19 protein-coding genes are annotated in these 16,725 nt (G+C 66.6%); 8 read left to right on the top strand and 11 right to left on the bottom strand.

Features of this window, described 5'->3' with window-relative positions:
* The first annotated feature begins 13 nt into the window (after nucleotides 1–13).
* The 6 genes from FOA17_RS06300 to FOA17_RS06275 all read left to right on the top strand — a co-directional run bounded on the left by FOA17_RS06300 (nucleotide 14) and on the right by FOA17_RS06275 (nucleotide 4,799).
* Nucleotides 14–1,561, top strand: a complete 1,548-nt coding sequence (locus FOA17_RS06300) for a Ppx/GppA family phosphatase (RefSeq protein ID WP_149140595.1) — start codon at nucleotides 14–16, stop codon at nucleotides 1,559–1,561.
* The gene (locus FOA17_RS06295; protein ID WP_149140594.1) at nucleotides 1,558–2,157 is read left to right on the top strand and encodes a VOC family protein; all 600 of its coding nucleotides are present in this window, start codon (nucleotides 1,558–1,560) and stop codon (nucleotides 2,155–2,157) included. The genes FOA17_RS06300 and FOA17_RS06295 overlap by 4 nt, the downstream gene beginning before the upstream one ends.
* Nucleotides 2,154–2,642 (top strand): GNAT family N-acetyltransferase, encoded by a 489-nt coding sequence (locus FOA17_RS06290; RefSeq protein WP_149140593.1) that lies wholly within the window; start codon nucleotides 2,154–2,156, stop codon nucleotides 2,640–2,642. Before FOA17_RS06295 ends, FOA17_RS06290 begins: the two co-directional genes overlap by 4 nt.
* Nucleotides 2,643–2,673: 31 nt before the next feature.
* Nucleotides 2,674–3,369, top strand: a complete 696-nt coding sequence (locus FOA17_RS06285) for a molecular chaperone DjiA (RefSeq protein ID WP_149140592.1) — start codon at nucleotides 2,674–2,676, stop codon at nucleotides 3,367–3,369.
* Nucleotides 3,366–4,373 carry an endonuclease/exonuclease/phosphatase family protein gene (locus FOA17_RS06280; protein ID WP_149140591.1) on the top strand — a complete coding sequence of 336 codons (1,008 nt, stop codon included), beginning with the start codon at nucleotides 3,366–3,368 and terminating at the stop codon, nucleotides 4,371–4,373. The genes FOA17_RS06285 and FOA17_RS06280 overlap by 4 nt, the downstream gene beginning before the upstream one ends.
* 69 nt (nucleotides 4,374–4,442) lie before the next feature.
* On the top strand, nucleotides 4,443–4,799 hold the full coding sequence (locus FOA17_RS06275; RefSeq protein WP_149140590.1) for an AAA+ family ATPase: 357 nt from the start codon (nucleotides 4,443–4,445) through the stop codon (nucleotides 4,797–4,799).
* Here the strand turns inward: FOA17_RS06275 and FOA17_RS06270 are convergent.
* The 6 genes from FOA17_RS06270 to FOA17_RS06245 form a co-directional block, all read right to left on the bottom strand.
* Nucleotides 4,796–6,049, bottom strand: a complete 1,254-nt coding sequence (locus FOA17_RS06270) for a helix-turn-helix domain-containing protein (protein WP_149140589.1) — start codon at nucleotides 6,047–6,049, stop codon at nucleotides 4,796–4,798. The two genes, FOA17_RS06275 and FOA17_RS06270, sit on opposite strands and share 4 nt — an antisense overlap.
* 107 nt (nucleotides 6,050–6,156) lie before the next feature.
* Nucleotides 6,157–7,131 (bottom strand): ABC transporter substrate-binding protein, encoded by a 975-nt coding sequence (locus FOA17_RS06265; RefSeq protein WP_149140588.1) that lies wholly within the window; start codon nucleotides 7,129–7,131, stop codon nucleotides 6,157–6,159.
* 34 nt (nucleotides 7,132–7,165) lie between these two features.
* Nucleotides 7,166–7,981 (bottom strand): ABC transporter permease, encoded by an 816-nt coding sequence (locus FOA17_RS06260; protein WP_149140660.1) that lies wholly within the window; start codon nucleotides 7,979–7,981, stop codon nucleotides 7,166–7,168.
* Between the two features lie 59 nt (nucleotides 7,982–8,040).
* A complete protein-coding gene (locus tag FOA17_RS06255) occupies nucleotides 8,041–8,904 on the bottom strand; it encodes an ABC transporter permease (protein ID WP_149140587.1) in 864 nt (287 codons plus the stop codon).
* 78 nt (nucleotides 8,905–8,982) lie between these two features.
* Nucleotides 8,983–9,792, bottom strand: coding sequence for an ABC transporter ATP-binding protein (locus tag FOA17_RS06250; protein ID WP_238991730.1), 810 nt, complete (start codon nucleotides 9,790–9,792; stop codon nucleotides 8,983–8,985).
* Nucleotides 9,789–10,286 (bottom strand): hypothetical protein, encoded by a 498-nt coding sequence (locus tag FOA17_RS06245; protein WP_149140586.1) that lies wholly within the window; start codon nucleotides 10,284–10,286, stop codon nucleotides 9,789–9,791. Before FOA17_RS06245 ends, FOA17_RS06250 begins: the two co-directional genes overlap by 4 nt.
* Before the next feature lie 123 nt (nucleotides 10,287–10,409).
* On the opposite strand from FOA17_RS06245, the gene FOA17_RS19705 reads away from it, so the two are divergent.
* The gene (locus FOA17_RS19705; RefSeq protein WP_162528179.1) at nucleotides 10,410–10,553 is read left to right on the top strand and encodes a hypothetical protein; all 144 of its coding nucleotides are present in this window, start codon (nucleotides 10,410–10,412) and stop codon (nucleotides 10,551–10,553) included.
* 9 nt (nucleotides 10,554–10,562) lie between these two features.
* Here FOA17_RS19705 and hydA read toward each other — a convergent pair whose 3' ends face one another.
* Together hydA and FOA17_RS06235 are read right to left on the bottom strand one after the other, a co-directional pair.
* The gene (gene hydA / locus FOA17_RS06240) at nucleotides 10,563–12,017 is read right to left on the bottom strand and encodes a dihydropyrimidinase (RefSeq protein WP_149140585.1); all 1,455 of its coding nucleotides are present in this window, start codon (nucleotides 12,015–12,017) and stop codon (nucleotides 10,563–10,565) included.
* 75 nt (nucleotides 12,018–12,092) lie between these two features.
* Nucleotides 12,093–13,343, bottom strand: coding sequence for a Zn-dependent hydrolase (locus FOA17_RS06235; RefSeq protein WP_149140584.1), 1,251 nt, complete (start codon nucleotides 13,341–13,343; stop codon nucleotides 12,093–12,095).
* Between the two features lie 141 nt (nucleotides 13,344–13,484).
* On the opposite strand from FOA17_RS06235, the gene FOA17_RS06230 reads away from it, so the two are divergent.
* Complete coding sequence (locus FOA17_RS06230; RefSeq protein ID WP_149140583.1) at nucleotides 13,485–14,117, top strand: TetR/AcrR family transcriptional regulator; 633 nt, start codon at nucleotides 13,485–13,487, stop codon at nucleotides 14,115–14,117.
* A gap of 5 nt (nucleotides 14,118–14,122) precedes the next feature.
* Here the strand turns inward: FOA17_RS06230 and FOA17_RS06225 are convergent, their stop codons facing one another.
* The 3 genes from FOA17_RS06225 to aptA all read right to left on the bottom strand — a co-directional run bounded on the left by FOA17_RS06225 (nucleotide 14,123) and on the right by aptA (nucleotide 16,653).
* Entirely contained in the window at nucleotides 14,123–14,902 is a 780-nt protein-coding gene (locus FOA17_RS06225) for a hypothetical protein (RefSeq protein WP_149140582.1), read from the bottom strand.
* Between the two features lie 71 nt (nucleotides 14,903–14,973).
* Nucleotides 14,974–15,273: a cupin domain-containing protein gene (locus FOA17_RS06220; protein WP_149140581.1), complete on the bottom strand. Its 300-nt coding sequence runs from the start codon at nucleotides 15,271–15,273 to the stop codon at nucleotides 14,974–14,976.
* A gap of 51 nt (nucleotides 15,274–15,324) precedes the next feature.
* Entirely contained in the window at nucleotides 15,325–16,653 is a 1,329-nt protein-coding gene (gene aptA, locus FOA17_RS06215) for an omega-aminotransferase AptA (RefSeq protein ID WP_149140580.1), read from the bottom strand.
* Nucleotides 16,654–16,725 lie beyond the last annotated feature (72 nt).

The following is a 16,725-nucleotide window of genomic DNA, read 5'->3' as shown; positions in this document are numbered from 1 at the left end:
GAGCCTGCCCCCAATGCCCCTTCCCTCGCCCCCTGACCCGCATGACGAAACCGGCTTGTTCGGCCAGCCGCTGTTTGACGATCCGTCGGCCCGGGCGCTCAGTCGGGTGGGGGTGGTCGATGTCGGCTCCAACTCGGTGCGGATGGTGGTGTTTGACGGCGCGGCGCGCTCGCCTGCCTATTTCTACAACGAAAAGGTCATGGCGGGGCTGGGCAAGGGCCTGGCGGAAACCGGTCGGCTGAACCCCGAAGGCGCGCGGCGCGCGCTGATCGCGCTCAAGCGTTTTGCCCTTCTGGCCGAGGGGATGGGGATCCACACGCTCAGCGTCGTGGCCACCGCCGCCGTGCGCGAGGCCGAGGACGGCCCCGCCTTTCAGGATCAGGTGCTACGCGAGACAGGCCTGCATATCCATGTGATCGACGGCGACGAGGAGGCGCGGCTTTCGGCGCAGGGCGTGTTGCTGGGCTGGCCGGGCGCGCAGGGCATTGTCTGCGATATCGGCGGCAACTCGATGGAACTGGCCCGCATCGGCGGCGGCAAGGTCGGCAAGCGCGCCACCTCGCCGCTGGGACCGTTCCGCCTGCAACAGGTCGAGGGCGGGCCGAAACAGCGTCGCGAACATATTCGGCGCATCCTCAAGAGCTTGCAGGCCGAACTTAAGACCAAGGATGAACGGGTCTATCTGGTCGGCGGGTCGTGGCGGGTGATCGCGCGGCTGGATATGGAACGGCGCAATTACCCGCTGACCGTGCTGCATGAATATCGCATGACGCCGAAATCGCTGCTCGACACGCTGGATTGGCTGGCCACCTCGGACCTGACGCTGCTGCGCGCGCGCACCGGCACCTCGGCGGAACGCATGGAACTGGTGCCGCTGGCCTGCGAGGTGCTGCGCGAACTGGTCGATATCCTGAAACCGTCGGAAATCGACGTGTCGTCCTACGGTATCCGCGAAGGGATGCTGTATGAACAGATGCCCGAACGGCTGCGCGCCCGTGACCCGCTGATCGAGGCCGCCCGCGCCGCCGAGGCCACTCAGGCCCGCCTGCCCGGCTTTGGCAAAAAGCTCTATGCCTTCATCGCGCCGCTGTTCAAGGCCAGTTCCGAGGAACGGCACCGGCTGATCAAGGCGGCCTGCCTGCTGCATGACACGACCTGGCGCGCCCATCCCGATTACCGCGCCGAGGCCTGTTTCGACAACGCCACCCGCGCCAATCTGGGCGGGCTCGACCATCCCGGCCGGGTCTTCCTGGGGCTGGCGCTGCTGCACCGCTACAAGAACAGCCGCGCCGGCAGCCGGATGGAACCACTGTTCCGCCTGCTGAGCGACGAAGAAATCACCGAGGCCGAGGTGCTGGGCAAGGCGATGCGCTTTGGCGCCATGTTCTCGATCGACCACCCGGAACAGGCGGGCAGTCTGGTCTGGTCGCCCAAGAAGCGCGTGCTGGAATTGCGGCTGACCGAACGCGGCACCGGGCTGATGGGCGAGGTGACGCAGGCCCGGTTCAGCGCATTGGTGCAGGCGCTGCGCGCCACGCCCAAGATCACCCTGCGGGAATGACCCTCGCGCTCGATCATCTGGCGCTGTCGGCCAGATCGCTGGACGACGGCGCGGCCTTTCTGGAAGCCGCACTTGGCCTGCCGGTGGCGGGGGGCGGGCAGCATGCGCTGATGGGCACGCATAACCGGCTGCTGGGTCTGGGCGATCTCTATCTGGAGGTCATCGCCATCGACCCCGCCGCGCCGCGCCCGGCCTTTCCACGCTGGTTCGATCTGGACCGTTTCACCGGCCCGCCCCGGCTGACGACCTGGATCTGCCGGACCGACGATCTGGACCGCGCACCGCCACAGGCGGGCCGGGCGCTTGACCTGGCGCGCGGCGATCTGCGCTGGCGCATGGCGGTGCCCGACAGCGGCATCCTGCCCTTTGACGGGGTATTTCCCGCGCTGATCCAATGGCTTGGCCCATTCCACCCGACACAGCGCCTGCCCGAAAGCGGCGCGCGCCTGACCCGGCTGGAGGTCGCCCTGCCCGACCCCGCCGCCCTGCGCGACGCCCTGCCGGGGCTCGACGATCCGCGGCTTGTCCTTGTCAGCGGCGCCCCCGCCCTGCGCGCCACCATCGCCACCCCGCACGGCCCGAGGTTTCTGGAATGATCCGCCCCACCCTTGCCGCCGATCTGGAGCCAATCCGCGCCTTCTGGAACCCGATGATCCGCGACACGGCGGTCACCTTTTCATCCGAGGAAAAGACCGAACAGGGCATGCGCGACTGGTTCGCGGCGCGTCAGGCGGCGGGCCACGGCACCTTTACCGCGCTGGCCGGCGACCGGCCCGTCGGCTTTGCCTCTTACAGCCAGTTCCGGGGCGGCAATGGCTATGCGCGCAGTATGGAACATACGGTGATCCTCGCCGCCGAGGCGCATGGCCGCGGTCTGGGGCGCGCCCTGATGGCGGCGGTCGAGGGGCACGCCCGCGATGCCGGCCATCACACGATGATCGGCGGCGTGTCGGGCGGCAACCCGGCGGGGCGCGACTTTCATGCCGCGCTCGGCTATCGGCTGGTCGGCACCGTGCCCGAGGCCGGCTGGAAATTCGGCCGCTACTGGGACTTGTGGCTGATGCAAAAAATCTTGACCTGACAGCTTGGTCTTTCACCGCTATTCTATGCCCATGTCGATCTGGACCCGCATCTTCGAGGCCATTTCCGCGCTGGCCCAGGGCGAGGGGCTGGGCGCCGTCTTTGACCGGCTGCGCACCCCGCCCGAGGCCTGCCCGGAACGCACCGTTGCCTTTACCATCGCCGTGATCGCGCTTGGCGCCAAGATGGCCAAGGCCGATGGCGAAGTGACCCGCAACGAGGTGGCGGCTTTCCGCGAGGTGTTCCACGTCCCCCCCGAGGAGGAGGCGAACGCCGCCCGCGTCTTCAACCTGGCCCGGCAGGATGTCGCGGGGTTCGATCTCTATGCCCGCAAGATCCGCGCCATGTTTCAGGGCGACAACAAGGTGCTGATCGATGTGCTGGAGGGGCTGTTCCATGTCTCGGTCGCCGATGGCAGCTATCACCCGGCCGAGGATGCCTTTCTGCAAGAGGTCGCGCGCATCTTCGGCGTCGGTTCGGCCTGTTTCCGCGCCATTCGCGCGCGCCATGTGCCCGATGCCCCGCGCGATCCCTATGACGTGCTGGGCCTGCCCGCAAATGCGACGCTGGCCGATGCCCGCGCCGCCTGGAAGGCCGCGGTGCGCGACAACCACCCCGACCGGCTGATGGCCCGCGGCGTGCCGGCCGAGGCGGTCGATCTGGCGCAGGAACGGCTGATCGCCGTCAATGCCGCCTGGGAGGAAATCTCCGCCCGCGAGGCGGCATGACCCCGCGCCCGCTGCGTCTGGCAAGCTGGAATGTCGAATGGTTCAACGCCCTGTTCGACGATAATGGCCGCCCGCTGGAGGATGGCGCCCCGGCGCAGCGCCATGGCATCAGCCGGGGCGACCAGCTGGCCGCCATTGCCATCGTGATGACCGCGATGCAGGCCGACGGGATCATGATCATCGAAGCGCCCGATAGCAACAGCAAGCGCAACTCGGTGCGCGCGCTGGAACGCTTTGCCCGCCGCTATGACCTGCCCACCAGCCGCGCGGTGACAGGCTTCAAATCGGAGACCGAGCAGGAGATCAGCTTTCTCTACAATCCCGACCGGCTGACGGTGCGCCACGACCCGCGCGGCGATCCGCGCTTTGACGGCACCTTTCACTATGACCTGAACGATGATGGCCAGCCCGAACCGATCCGCCCCTCCAAGCCGCCGCTGGAACTGGCGGTCGGCTTTCGCGGCCATGCGCTGCGGCTGATCGGGGTGCATGTGAAATCCAAGGCCCCGCATGGCGCGCGCAACGCGGTCGAGGCCAAGCGCATCGCCATCGAGAACCGGCGCAAGCAACTGGCCGAATGCCTGTGGCTGCGCGTGCGCGTTGAGGAACATCTGGCGGCGGGCGACGATCTGGTCGTGCTGGGCGATTTCAACGACGGCCCGGGCCTTGATGAATTCGAGCGCCTGTTCGGCCATTCCGGTGTCGAGGTGGTGATGGGTGTGGGCTGCCCGCCCGAACGGCAATTGTTCGACCGCCATGCCGACATGGCGCTGAAAAGCCGGCTGCAACCCACCAGCGCCCGGTTCTGGAACCCCGAGGAATCGCGCTATTTCGAGGCGCTGCTGGATTTCATCATGCTGTCGCCCGCGCTGATGCAGCGCCAACCGCGCTGGCGGATCTGGCATCCGTTGAACGACCCGAAATGCTGGGACGTGCCCGAACTGCGCGACGCGCTGCTGGCGGCATCGGATCACTTTCCGGTCACGGTGGATATCGCGCTCTAGCCTTTCCCCCTTTGCAGCGGGGCGGCGCGCGCCCATATTGAAGGGGCGCCCTTGTCAAGGAGCCTGCCCATGCGCCGCCTGTCGATTGCCGCCCTCACCCTCGCGCTTGCCGCGCCTCTGCCGCTTGCCGCACAGGACCGGCCCGAGGAACCCGGCCTGATGGAACGCGGGGTGGAAATGTTCCTGCGCGGGCTGATGGAGGAGGTCGGCCCCGAAATCGGCGAGATGCGCGACACGCTGGAACAGATGAAGCCCGAATTGCAGCGACTGGTGGAGCTGATGGGCGATGTGCAGCATTACGACATGCCCGAACGCCTGCCCAATGGCGATATCCTGATCCGCCGCAAGCCCGGCGCGCCCAAGCCGCCCGACTTGCCGAAGGTCACGCCCGACAAGACGCCCGAGGGCGACGCGATCGACCTCTAGCCCAGGATCGACGCCTCGCGCCGGGCGGCGCAGGCGGCTTCGGGGCAGATGCGGCAACTGGCCCCCACCCGCAGCACCGGCGCGGCGGTGCCGGGCAATTGCGGCGACAGCAGCATCCCGGCCCGGCGCACCTCGATCCCGTCAAAGCCCGCCGGGTGTTCGGCCTCGGCCCAGGCGCGGGCGCTGAACCGCTCGCCCCGCCGGCCGGCCATCTCGATTTCCGCACGGATCGGCTGCCCCAATCGGGTGAGCGCCCGGAAAAGCGGCCAGAGCGCGCAGGCCGCGCCAAAGCGGGGCGGGCTGAACCCCGCGACCGGCTTGCGCAGGATCAGCGCCCCCGCCCCGTCGCAGATCACCAACCCCTCGGCCGCGCCGGGGCGCAGCGCGATGCGCCGCATCACCGCCAGGGCCGAAACCCCGAAACGCGCGGCAAGGCGCAAGAGATCATCGGCCTCGGCACTGCGCGCGGCGCGAAAGGCGGCATCGGGCATCCGGGCGGCATCGGCCTCGGCCTGAAGGATCAGGCCCCGCGCCATGCCGCGCGCCGCCTCGGTCGCCAGTTGGTCCAGATCGGCCGCCGCCCCGTCAAGCTGCCAGTCGCGCGCGACCAGCCATTGATCCAGTTCCTCCTCGGGCGAGCCGCTGCCGGGGGTCGCGGTCTGCTCGGCGCCCTCCAGATAGGTCACCAGCGCCTCGGCCCCCTGGGCCAGCCGCTCGCTGTCCTGATAGAGATTGGCGTGAAACCGGGCGCGCCAATCGGCGGCGATATCCTCGGTTTCGGCCAGAATCCCGGCGGTGGAGCGGACCGAACTGACCGCCGACAGCACCTCATGCAGCGCGGCCCCCAGATGCGGGTCATGCGCGATCCGGTCGTTCAGCGCGGCCACGGCGCGTTCCAGCTGACCGATCCGGGTCTGCTGCCCGGCCAGCACCGCGGCCCAGCCGGGAAAGCGGCCCAGAAATTCCTCCAGCCGGTCGATCTCGGCCGCCTCGCCGCCCGCCTCACCCGCAGCACCCCGCAGCGCCTCGGCCAGACCGGCCGCCGCGCCCTGCTGCAAGACATCTGTCGCGACGCCCAGTTCCGCCGCCAGCCGCAGCAGCACATCCCCCGCGACCCGGCGCCGGTTATGTTCGATCAGATTGAGGTATGAGGCCGAAATGCCCACGGCCTGCGCCAGTTCCGCCTGCCGCAGCCCAAGCGCCAGCCGCCTTTCACGCACGCGGCTTCCGGTCAGTTCGCTCAGCGGCATCGGCAGGCCCCGCGCAAGAATTTACATGACCTGTAAACTTTACAAGCACGCCAGCCAAAAGAAAAGGCGCGGCGAACCCCGCCGCGCCCCTGGTCGCTCCGCCGCGCTTATTGCAGCGCCTTGTCGGTGATCTGATGCGTCCACGCCCCTTCCGGCGCCTTGGTGATGACCGGATCCGACCCGCCCGACATCAGCGCATCGACCGTGCGCTGATAATCGGCCTCGTCCAGCGCGCCATTGCTGCCCGCGGTCAGCTTGGCGATCTCGCCCATCATGCGCTTTTGATGGGTTTCGGTCTGGGCGCCGGTCTCGTCGTTTTCCAGCACGATCATCGCCGCCTCATCCGGGTTTGCCTCGGCATATTTCCAGCCTTTCATGCTGGCGCGGACGAATTTCACCATCTTTTCGTCAAAGGCCGGATCGGCGAGCTTGTCTTCCATGACATAAAGCCCGTCTTCCAGCGTCGCCACGCCCTCATCCTCGTATTTGAAGGTCACGAGGTCTTCGGGCTTCACGCCCGCATCAATCACCTGCCAATATTCGTTATAGGTCATGGTGGAGATGCAGGCCGCCTGTTTCTGCAACAGCGGATCGACGTTGAAGCCCTGTTTCAGCACGGTGACATCGCTGCCATCGGTCTTCAGCCCCAGCTTGTTCATCCAGTTCAGGAACGGATATTCGTTGCCGCCGAACCAGACGCCCAGCGTCTTGCCCTTGAAATCGGCCGGGCTCGCCACACCCGATTCCTTGAGGCAGGTCAGCATCATGCCCGACGATTTGAACGGCTGCGCGATATTGACCAGCGCCAGCCCCTTTTCCCGCGCGGCCAGGGCCGAGGGCATCCAGTCCACCACCACATCGGCACCACCGCCGGCGATCACCTGGGTCGGCGCCACATCGGGGCCGCCGGGCAGGATGGTGACATTCAGCCCCTCCTCCTCGTAGAACCCCTTGTCCTTGGCCACGAAATAGCCCGCGAACTGGGCCTGGGTGACCCATTTCAACTGGAGCGTCACATCCTCGGCATGGGCCGCCCCGGCCAGAAAGGCCAGTCCCGCCGCGGTCGTCATCAGGAATTTCATTTCAAACCTCCATGTTGCCGGTTGCCCCGGTTTTTCACTGTCTTCGTCTCTGCGACGGATGCCAGAAGGTCATCCGTTTCTCGATCAGCGCGACCAGCCCGTAAAAGGCCGATCCCGCCACGGCCGCCACCGCAATCTCGGCCCAGATCATCGGCAGGCCAAGCCGCCCGATCTCGGCGGTGATGCGAAAGCCCATGCCGACGATGGGGCTGCCGAAAAATTCGGCAACGATGGCGCCGATCAACGCCAGGGTTGTGGCGATCTTCAACCCGTTGAACAGAAAGGGCAAGGCCGCCGGCAGGCGCAGTTTCAGCAATGTCTGCCAATAGCTTGCCGAATAGGTCGCCATCAGGTCGCGCTGCATGGGTTCGGTCGCCTTCAGCCCCGCCACCATGTTGACCAGCACCGGAAAGAACACCATGACCACGACCACCGCCGCCTTCGACTGCCAGTCGAACCCGAACCACATGACCATGATCGGCGCGATGCCGACGATGGGCAGGGCCGCCACGAAATTCCCCACCGGCAAGAGGCCGCGTTGCAGAAAGGGCGAACGGTCGATCACGATCGCCGTGCCGATCGCCGCGGCGCAGCCGATCACATAGCCCGACACAGCACCCTTGACGAAGGTCTGCACGAAATCGGCCCAGAGCGTCAGAATGCTGCCCATCAGTTGCGCCCAGATCTCGCTCGGCGCCGGCAGGATGACCGGGCTGATCGCATAAAGCCGCACCGCCATCTGCCACAGAACCAGCAGCGTCACGCCAAAGATCACCGGCACCAGGCGCCGCAGCGCCGGGCTGCGCGCCTCGGCCAGACCGGCATTCAAGGCCCAGGCCCCGCCCCACATCGCCAGCAGGATCCAGCCGCGCGGATCGGTCAGAACGGCCCAGATATCCGGCAAGACGCTCATCGCACCAACCCCATGCGCTGCAAGACCACCCGCTCCGCCAGCCCGATCAGCGCGACCAGCCCGGCGGCCAGCGCCGCCGCCGCAAAGAGCGCGGCCCAGATCTGCACCGTCTGCCCGTAATAGCTGCCCGAGAGCAGCCGCGAGCCCAGCCCCGCCACCGCCCCGGTCGGCAATTCGCCCACGATCGTCCCCACCAGCGAGGCCGCCACCCCGACCTTGAGCGAGGCAAAGAGATAGGGCATCGACGAGGGCAGCCGCAGCTTGGCGAAGCTCTGCCCCCCGCTGGCATTATAGGTGCGCATCAGATCCAGCTGCATCGCATCCGGGCTGCGCAGGCCCTTCACCATGCCCACCACCACCGGAAAGAACGACAGATAGGCCGAGATGATGGCCTTGGGCACGATCCCCGTCACCCCCATGCTGTTCAGCACCACGATGATCATCGGCGCGATGGCCAGGATCGGAATGGTCTGGCTGGCGATGGCCCAGGGCATCACGCTCTGATCCATCGCGCGGTTATAGACGATCCCCACGGCGAGCAGGATCCCCGCGGCCGAACCGATGACAAACCCCAGAAGCGTCGCCGAAAGCGTCACCCAGCCATGATAGATCAGACTGCGCTTCGAGGTGATGGCCTGCCCGAACAGCCCGTCATACAGCCCCTTGGCCACCTGATGCGGCGCCGGCAGCACCGGGCGCTCCTGCATCATCGTCTCGCCCAGCAGATCGACCAGAAACACCTCGCGCCCCTCGCGCGCGGCCTGATCATAGACCCAGGTCGCATTCATCCAGACCGCGGCCAGATACCACAGCCCGACAATCGCCAGCACCACCGTCAGAACGGGCAGCAGATTGCGCATCCCTGGTCCCTTCTTGTTTTCTCACATATCCGCGGGGGGCAGACGGCCCCCCGGCGACGGCCCCGCCCGCAAGCGCGCTCAGATCTCATCGCCATGCCCCGCCCGCAGCCCCTCGCGCACCCGATGGGCAATCTCGATGAACTCCCGGCTGTCGCGAATTTCCAGCGGCCTTTCGCGCGGCAGCGGGCTGTCGATGACATCGGTGATCCGCCCCGGACGCGGGCTCATCACCACGATCTTGGTCGAAAGATAGACCGCCTCGGGGATGGAATGGGTGACAAAGCCGATGGTCTTGCCGGTCCGCGCCCAAAGCTTCAGCACCTCCTCGTTCAGCCGGTCGCGCACGATCTCGTCCAGCGCGCCAAAGGGCTCGTCCATCAAGAGGAGATCGGCGTCAAAGGCCAGCGCCCGCGCGATGCTGGCGCGTTGCTGCATGCCGCCTGATAGCTGCCAGGGGAATTTCTTGCCGAACCCCTCCAGATCCACCAGCTGCAACACCTTGCGCACGCGCTGTTCCTGCTCGTCGCGGGAAAAGCCCATGATCTCCAGCGGCAGCTTGATATTGCCGGCAATGCTGCGCCAGGGATAGAGCCCCGCCGCCTGAAAGACATAGCCATAGGCCCGCTTGCGCCGCGCCTCGTCCGGCGTCATGCCGTTCACCGTCAGGCTGCCCCCGGTCGGATGTTCCAGCGCGGCGATACAGCGCAGAAAGGTTGTCTTGCCGCAGCCCGAGGGGCCGATGAAGCTGACGAATTCGCCCTTGCCAATGGTCAGGCTCACGTCCTTCAACGCCTGCACCGGCCCGTCGGCGGTCTGGAACACCAGATCCAGCCCCCTTGCCTCGATCACCGGGTCGATCACCGGGCTCATGCTGTCATTCTCCTTCATTGCAGGCTCCGGGCCCGGCCAGACTGCCAGACCGGGTGATAGATCACAAACGCCGCCACCGCCCCGGCCAGCATCGCGGCCAATGCGATGACCGACATGCCCCGCGCGGCACCTGCCGAGGCATCGCCGCCCATGCCCAGCCCGAACAGCAAGCCGAGCGTGGCACCGACCCCCGCCGCCACCCCGGCCAGGGCCGCGCGCCCAAGCTCCGGCCAGCCCCGGCGCCAGCCCAGATACCAGGCCCCCGCCCAGAGCAACAGCGCCCCCGGCAAGGTCACCGGCCAGAGCAGGATCGCGACAGGTGCCATCCCCCGGACCGACGCGCCCGTCATCTCGAAAGCAGCGCCCGCCCCCTGGTCCAGCCCGGCCCGGACGATCGCCGGAACCGCCAGCACCAGCGGCATCACAAGGCTCGACGCGACCACCGTCAGCGCCAGCCGCGCGCCGATGCCGGTCCTGGCCTCGATCCGCGCCTCATGCGCGCGCGCGGTCACACCCCGGCCCTCCGCCGCGCCAGCTCTGCCGCCTGGGATGCCGGGCAAGGCCGATCCCTCATCGCGTCATACCCCTGTCACGCGCCGGGCGCAGGATGCCCCGGCAGGCTGGAGGAGGCCCCGATGTTTCTGCCATTTTTTCCGACATTCCTTGCCGCGCAAGGCCATCCCCTTTTCAATCCGATCTTTCTGCCCGTCTGGCCTGCAACCCTGCATCTGTGCCCCGACGCCGATCCCGAAGACGACCCCGAGACCGACAGCGCCTGAAAGACGCCCTCAGACCCCCGTCGCCGGGATGCCGCTGCGCGCCACCGGGCGCGGCGCGGTCAGTTCCTTCCAGGCGCTCAGCGCGCGGTTCACGGCCGGGCGCGGCGTGCGGCCGACGAACTGGCCATGGCCCTCCTCGGTCCGCATCTCGCCATCCTGCACCACCACCTTGCCACGCGACAGGGTAAACCGCGGCAGTCCCTTCACCGCCTGCCCCTCGAACACGTTGTAATCAATGCTCGATTGCTGGCTGCCGGCCGAGATCACCTTTTCCTTCGCCGGATCCCAGACCACCAGATCGGCATCCGCGCCGACCAGAACCGCCCCCTTCTTCGGGTAAAGGTTCAGGATCTTGGCGATATTGGTCGAGGTCACGGCGACAAACTCATTCGGCGTCAGCCGCCCGGTATTCACCCCATGCGTCCAGAGCATCGGCAAACGATCCTCCAGCCCGCCGGTGCCATTCGGGATCTTGGAAAAATCGCCCACGCCAAAGCGCTTCTGCGCGGTGGTGAAGGCGCAATGATCGGTCGCCACGCAAGACAGGCTGCCCGCCTGCAACCCGGCCCAGAGGCTCGCCTGATGCGCCTTGTTGCGGAAGGGCGGCGACATGACACGCCGCGCCGCATGGTCCCAGTCGGGGTTGAAATATTCGCTCTCGTCGAGCGTCAGATGCTGGATCAGCGGCTCGCCCCAGACCCGCTTGCCCGCCTGCCGCGCCCTACGGATCGCCTCATGCGCCTCCTCGCAAGAGGTATGGACCACATAAAGCGGCACCCCCGCCATATCGGCGATCATGATGGCGCGGTTCGTGGCCTCGCCCTCCACCTGCGGCGGGCGGGAATAGGCATGCGCCTCGGGGCCGGCATTGCCCTCGGCCAGCAGCTTTGCCGTCAGTTCCGCCACCACATCGCCGTTTTCGGCATGAACCATGGCCAGCCCGCCCAGATCGCCCACCCGGCGGAACGACGCGAACAGCTCGTCATCATTCACCATCAGCGCGCCCTTGTAGGCCATGAAATGCTTGAAGGAGGTGATGCCCGCCTTCACGCTGGCCTCCATGTCCTCCCAGACCTTCTCACCCCACCAGGTGATCGCCATGTGATAGGAATAATCGCAATTCGCCCGGCCCGACTTGTTGTGCCACATCTGCGCGGCATCCATCAGCCCCTGGCCCTGCCCCGGCAGCACGAAATCCACCACCATCGTGGTGCCGCCTGCCAGCGCCGCCCGCGTGCCGCTTTCGAAATCATCGGCGGAATAGGTGCCCATGAACGGCATTTCCAGATGGGTATGCGGGTCGATCCCGCCCGGCATGATGTAACAGCCCGAGGCGTCCAGCACCGTGTCGCCGGTCAGCCCGGCGCCAATCGCGGTGATCACGCCCCCCTCGACCAGCACATCCGCCTCATAGGACAGATCCGCCGTGACAACCGTCCCGCCCTTGATCACCGTCGATGCCATCCCGGCCTCCCTGCCTTCATCTGTTCCTAAATATCCCGCGGGGGTCCGGGGGCGCGAAGCCCCCGGGGCCTGCCGTCATTCGACCACTTCGGCCACCTGCAACACCGCATGCAGCAGCACATCCGCCCCCGCCGCCGCCCATTCCGGGCTGATCTCCTCGGCCTCGTTATGGCTCAGCCCGTCCACGCAGGGGCACATGACCATGGTCGTGGGCGCCACGCGGTTGATCCAGCAGGCGTCATGCCCGGCGCCCGAGACAATATCCATATGGGAATATCCCAGCTTTTCAGCCGATTGCCGAACGATCTTCACAAGGTCGGGGTCAAAGGTGACCGGGTCGAAATGCCCGACCGGCTCGATGCTGCACCCAAGGCCCAGCTCGGCGGCAACCGCATGGGCCGCGCGCTCCACCTCGGCGCGCATGGCGTCCAGCTTGGCCTGTTCGGGGCTGCGGATATCGACCGTGAACACCACCTTGCCGGGGATCACGTTGCGCGAATTCGGATGGACGAAGACCTGCCCGACCGCCCCCACGGCATTGGGCTGGTGGCTCATCGCGATCTGATGCACCCGCTCGGTGATCCGCGCCATGCCAAGGCCCGCATTCACCCGCATATTCATCGGAGTCGATCCGGTATGCGCATCCTTGCCGGTCAGGGTGATTTCCAGCCACCACAGGCCCTGCCCATGAGTGACGACACCGATGCTGCGGCCCTCGGCCTCCAGGATCGGGCCCTGTTCGATATGCAGCTCGAACATCGCCTTCATCTTGCGCGCGCCCACGACCTCATCCCCGACCCAGCCGATGCGGGCCAGTTCGTCGCCAAAGCGTTTGCCCTCGGGGTCGGTGCGGCCATAGGCATAGTCCTGGGTATGGATACCCGCGAACACACCCGAGGCCAGCATGGCGGGGGCGAAACGCGCGCCTTCCTCATTTGTCCAGTTGGTCACCACGATCGGATGCCGGGTCTTCAGCCCCATGTCATTGATCGTGCGCACCACCTCCAGCGCGCCCAGCACGCCCAGCACGCCGTCATATTTGCCGCCCGTGGGCTGGGTATCCAGATGGCTGCCCATATAGACCGGCAGCGCGTCGGGGTCGGTGCCGGGCCGCGTCGCGAACATGTTGCCCATGGTATCGACACCCATGGTCATGCCCGCCCCCTCGCACCAGCGCTGAAACAGGTGGCGGCCCTCGCCATCGGCATCGGTCAGGGTCTGGCGGTTGCAGCCGCCCGCCACGCCGGGGCCGATCTTCGCCATTTCCATCAGGCTGTCCCACAGGCGCGCGGGGTCGATGCGAAGGTTCTCTCCGGGTGCTGGCATCAGCTTGCTCTCCCTGTCTCCGCGCCCGTCTTTTGCGGGTCTTGCGGCGAATCTGATCCTGACCGTATGGTCAAGATGAAGGCTATACCTCCTGACCAACTGGTCAACAAAAATTCGCAACCGGATCGGAGCCCGCCGCGCGTGTCAGACAGCCCCCGCCCGCATCGCCGCAACGAGATCCGCGCCCAGAACGAGGCGCTTATTTTGCAGGCGGCGGAAAAAGTCTTTGCCGAGGCGGGGTTTGGCGGTGCCACCATGCAGTTGATCGCCGATATGGCCGGGCTGCCCAAGGCCAATCTGCACTATTATTTCGCAACCAAGGAAGAACTCTATCGCCGCGTCGTCGGCAATATCTTCGAGATCTGGCTGCATGCCGCCGACAGCATGGACGGCACCGACAGCCCGGCCGAGGGGATCGGCGCCTATATCGAGGCCAAGATGGAGATCTCGCGCCGGCATCCGCATGGGTCAAAGGTCTGGGCGGCCGAGGTGATGCATGGCGCGCCGGTGATCCAGGACTATCTGGAAACCACGCTGCGAGACTGGACGGCGGGGCGCGTGGCGCTGATCCGCGCCTGGATCGCGGCGGGCAAGATGCGCCCGGTGGACCCGGAGCGTCTTCTCTACATGCTATGGGCCACCACGCAGCATTACGCCGATTTCGGCCATCAGATCGAAACGTTGAACGGCGCCACGCCGCTGAGCGATGCGCAATGGCAAGAGGCGACCGAGACGGTCAAACAGATCATCCTGCGCGGCATCGGCGCGATCTGACCCTCTCACTCTCCGGCGACGGGGGCCGGGGTGCTGGTCCCCGTGCCCGGGGTCGGAATCGGGGTCGCGGTGATGCGCGGCTCGCCTTCCGGCAGGTTGGCGCCAGGGGCCACTTCGCCGGCGCGCAGTTTCGGCACCGGGTCGGCCTCCACCGCCGCCGCCGCCGCGCCCTCGTCAGAGCAGACATAGACCGCGCCGCCCACGGCAACCGCCGTCACCGCCACCGCGCCCAGGGCGGCCCCCGCGCCCATCCCTTCGACCGCCGTGGCGCCAAGGCCCAGCAGCTTTTCCCCGATCAGCGCCGCCGGCCCCTGCACCGACATCACGCCCGAATTGTAAAGCAGCGTCTCGGTCCCGGCATCCACCGCCAGATCGCGGGCAACGCCGGTCCAGCGCGCGGCGGCCTGTTTCGACCCGTTCACCCGCTGGCAGAACTGCTTTTTCGCGGTCTTGCAGGTCAGGAACCCGTCGCGCGGCCCCAGATCATAGCCCAGATAGGTGCCGAGGCCCCGGTCCCATTGCAGGCAGAACGGCGCGCGGTCGGCATCGGTCATTTCAGGGGTAAAGACGCGCAGCGTCACCAGACCCGGGCAGGTGACCCCGTCCCCCGCAGCGCCCGCCAGCTTTTGCCGCAGGGTCAGACTGTCTTGCAGATCGGGGCTGTCGGGATCGTAGACGAAGGACACCGCCTCGCCCCGCATGGAGGTCTGGCACGGAACCAGATCGCCAGCCGCCGCCACCCCCGGCAGCAGCAGACATGGCAGAACGGCAAGAATGGCACGCATCACGAAACCCCCGGGGCGCAATCCGGCCCGAGATAGGCCCGCCCCTGACGCCCGGCAAGGCCAGGTGCCGATCACTTCAGCTCGACCTCGATAAAGCTCATGGTCTGGTCCGAGGCGTTGATCACATTGTGTTCGGTGCCCTGCGGGCGCGAATAGGCGCTGCCGGCGGGGATGAAACTTTCGCGCACCTCGCCGCCCGGCAGTTCCAGGCGCAGCGCGCAATCGGTCAGGGTGGTGATGACATAATCATGGCCATGGATATGCCAGCCGGTTTCGGCCCCCGGGGCGAAATCGTAACGCCAGACCATCACCCGGTCGGTTTCCATCAGAAGCGTTCCGGTGGCCTGCAAACGGATTTCGCTGTCGGTCATCGTGATCTCCTGCCGGGGTAAGCGGGGCGGGAGGATCCCGCCCCTGCCCCATTAGTCCAGCGTTTTCAGCACATCCGCAAGGGTGCCGATCAGCGTGTCGATTTCCGCCCTGGAGATGATGAGCGGCGGCGACATGGCGATGATGTCGCCGGTGGTGCGGATCAGGATGCCCTTTTCATAGGCCTTGAGGAAGGCGTTGAAGGCGCGCTTGGTCGGCTCGCCCGCGATCGGCTCCAGTTCCACCGCGCCGATGAGGCCCATGTTGCGGATGTCGATCACATGCGGCAGGCCACGCAGGCTGTGCAGCGCCTGTTCCCAATAGGGGGCCAGGTCATTGGCGCGCTCGAACAGCCCTTCTTCCTTGTAGGTGTCCAGCGTGGCGATGCCGGCGGCGCTGGCGATGGGGTTGCCGGAATAGGTATAGCCGTGGAACAGCTCGATCATGTGTTCCGGGCCGTTCATGAAGGCGTCATGCACCTCGGCCGTGGTCAGCACCGCGCCCATCGGAATGACGCCGTTGGTCAGGCCCTTGGCGGTGGTCATCATGTCGGGCAGCACGTCGAAATGCTGGGCCGCAAAGGCCGAACCCAGGCGCCCGAAGCCGGTGATCACCTCGTCAAAGATCAGCAGGATGCCGTGTTTTTTGGTGATGGCGCGCAGCTTTTCCAGATAGCCCTTCGGCGGCATGAGCACGCCGGTAGACCCGGCCATCGGTTCGACGATGACGGCCGCGATGGTTTCCGCGCCATGCAGCGCCACGATGCGTTCCAGATCGTCGGCCAGGTTGGCGCCATGTTCGGGCTGGCCCCTGGTAAAGGCGTTCTGCGCCGGCAGATGGGTATGCGGCAGGTGATCAACCCCGCCCAGCAGCGTGCCGAACATCTTGCGGTTATTGACGATGCCGCCGACCGAGATGCCGCCGAAATTCACCCCGTGATAGCCGCGCTCGCGCCCGATCAGCCGGGTGCGCGCGCCCTCGCCCCGCGCCCGGTGATAGGCGATGGCGATCTTCAGCGCGGTCTCGACCGACTCGGACCCCGAATTGGTGTAGAACACATGTTCGATGCCCTTGGGCGCGATGTCGATGATGCGATTGGCCAGTTCAAAGGCAATCGGATGCCCCATCTGGAAGGCCGGTGCATAATCCAGCTCCGCCGCCTGTTTCTGGATCGCCTCGGTGATCTTGGGGCGGCAATGGCCGGCATTGCAGCACCACAGGCCCGCGGTGCCATCCAGCACCTGCCGCCCGTCCGAGGTGGTGTAATGCATGTCCTTGGCCGCCACGAACATGCGCGGCGCTTTCTTGAACTGCCGGTTCGAGGTGAAGGGCATCCAGAAGGCATTGAGGTCATTCGGCGTGGGCTTGCGATCAAGCGCCATGGTGGCTCTCCCGGTTGGCCGTGTCGTCGGGCGAAACGGCTTGATTTTTTTGACCGCGCGGTCAAATTGAAG

This window comes from Gemmobacter caeruleus (assembly GCF_008271655.1).
GTDB lineage: Bacteria > Pseudomonadota > Alphaproteobacteria > Rhodobacterales > Rhodobacteraceae > Gemmobacter > Gemmobacter caeruleus.
The sequence above is the reverse complement of the archived record's forward strand: the minus strand, read 5'-3'. Positions and strand labels throughout refer to the sequence as shown.

Excerpts from the sequence above, each read along its gene's own strand:
- FOA17_RS06300 (WP_149140595.1), top strand. The coding sequence starts at position 14 with ATGCCCCTTCCCTCGCCCCCTGACCCGCATGACGAAACCGGCTTGTTC.
- FOA17_RS06295 (WP_149140594.1), top strand. The coding sequence starts at position 1,558 with ATGACCCTCGCGCTCGATCATCTGGCGCTGTCGGCCAGATCGCTGGAC.
- FOA17_RS06290 (WP_149140593.1), top strand. The coding sequence starts at position 2,154 with ATGATCCGCCCCACCCTTGCCGCCGATCTGGAGCCAATCCGCGCCTTC.
- FOA17_RS06285 (WP_149140592.1), top strand. The coding sequence starts at position 2,674 with ATGTCGATCTGGACCCGCATCTTCGAGGCCATTTCCGCGCTGGCCCAG.
- FOA17_RS06280 (WP_149140591.1), top strand. The coding sequence starts at position 3,366 with ATGACCCCGCGCCCGCTGCGTCTGGCAAGCTGGAATGTCGAATGGTTC.
- FOA17_RS06275 (WP_149140590.1), top strand. The coding sequence starts at position 4,443 with ATGCGCCGCCTGTCGATTGCCGCCCTCACCCTCGCGCTTGCCGCGCCT.
- FOA17_RS06270 (WP_149140589.1), bottom strand. The coding sequence starts at position 6,049 with ATGCCGCTGAGCGAACTGACCGGAAGCCGCGTGCGTGAAAGGCGGCTG.
- FOA17_RS06265 (WP_149140588.1), bottom strand. The coding sequence starts at position 7,131 with ATGAAATTCCTGATGACGACCGCGGCGGGACTGGCCTTTCTGGCCGGG.
- FOA17_RS06260 (WP_149140660.1), bottom strand. The coding sequence starts at position 7,981 with ATGTGGGGCGGGGCCTGGGCCTTGAATGCCGGTCTGGCCGAGGCGCGC.
- FOA17_RS06255 (WP_149140587.1), bottom strand. The coding sequence starts at position 8,904 with ATGCGCAATCTGCTGCCCGTTCTGACGGTGGTGCTGGCGATTGTCGGG.
- FOA17_RS06250 (WP_238991730.1), bottom strand. The coding sequence starts at position 9,792 with ATGAAGGAGAATGACAGCATGAGCCCGGTGATCGACCCGGTGATCGAG.
- FOA17_RS19705 (WP_162528179.1), top strand. The coding sequence starts at position 10,410 with ATGTTTCTGCCATTTTTTCCGACATTCCTTGCCGCGCAAGGCCATCCC.
- hydA (WP_149140585.1), bottom strand. The coding sequence starts at position 12,017 with ATGGCATCGACGGTGATCAAGGGCGGGACGGTTGTCACGGCGGATCTG.
- FOA17_RS06235 (WP_149140584.1), bottom strand. The coding sequence starts at position 13,343 with ATGCCAGCACCCGGAGAGAACCTTCGCATCGACCCCGCGCGCCTGTGG.
- FOA17_RS06225 (WP_149140582.1), bottom strand. The coding sequence starts at position 14,902 with ATGCGTGCCATTCTTGCCGTTCTGCCATGTCTGCTGCTGCCGGGGGTG.
- FOA17_RS06220 (WP_149140581.1), bottom strand. The coding sequence starts at position 15,273 with ATGACCGACAGCGAAATCCGTTTGCAGGCCACCGGAACGCTTCTGATG.
- aptA (WP_149140580.1), bottom strand. The coding sequence starts at position 16,653 with ATGGCGCTTGATCGCAAGCCCACGCCGAATGACCTCAATGCCTTCTGG.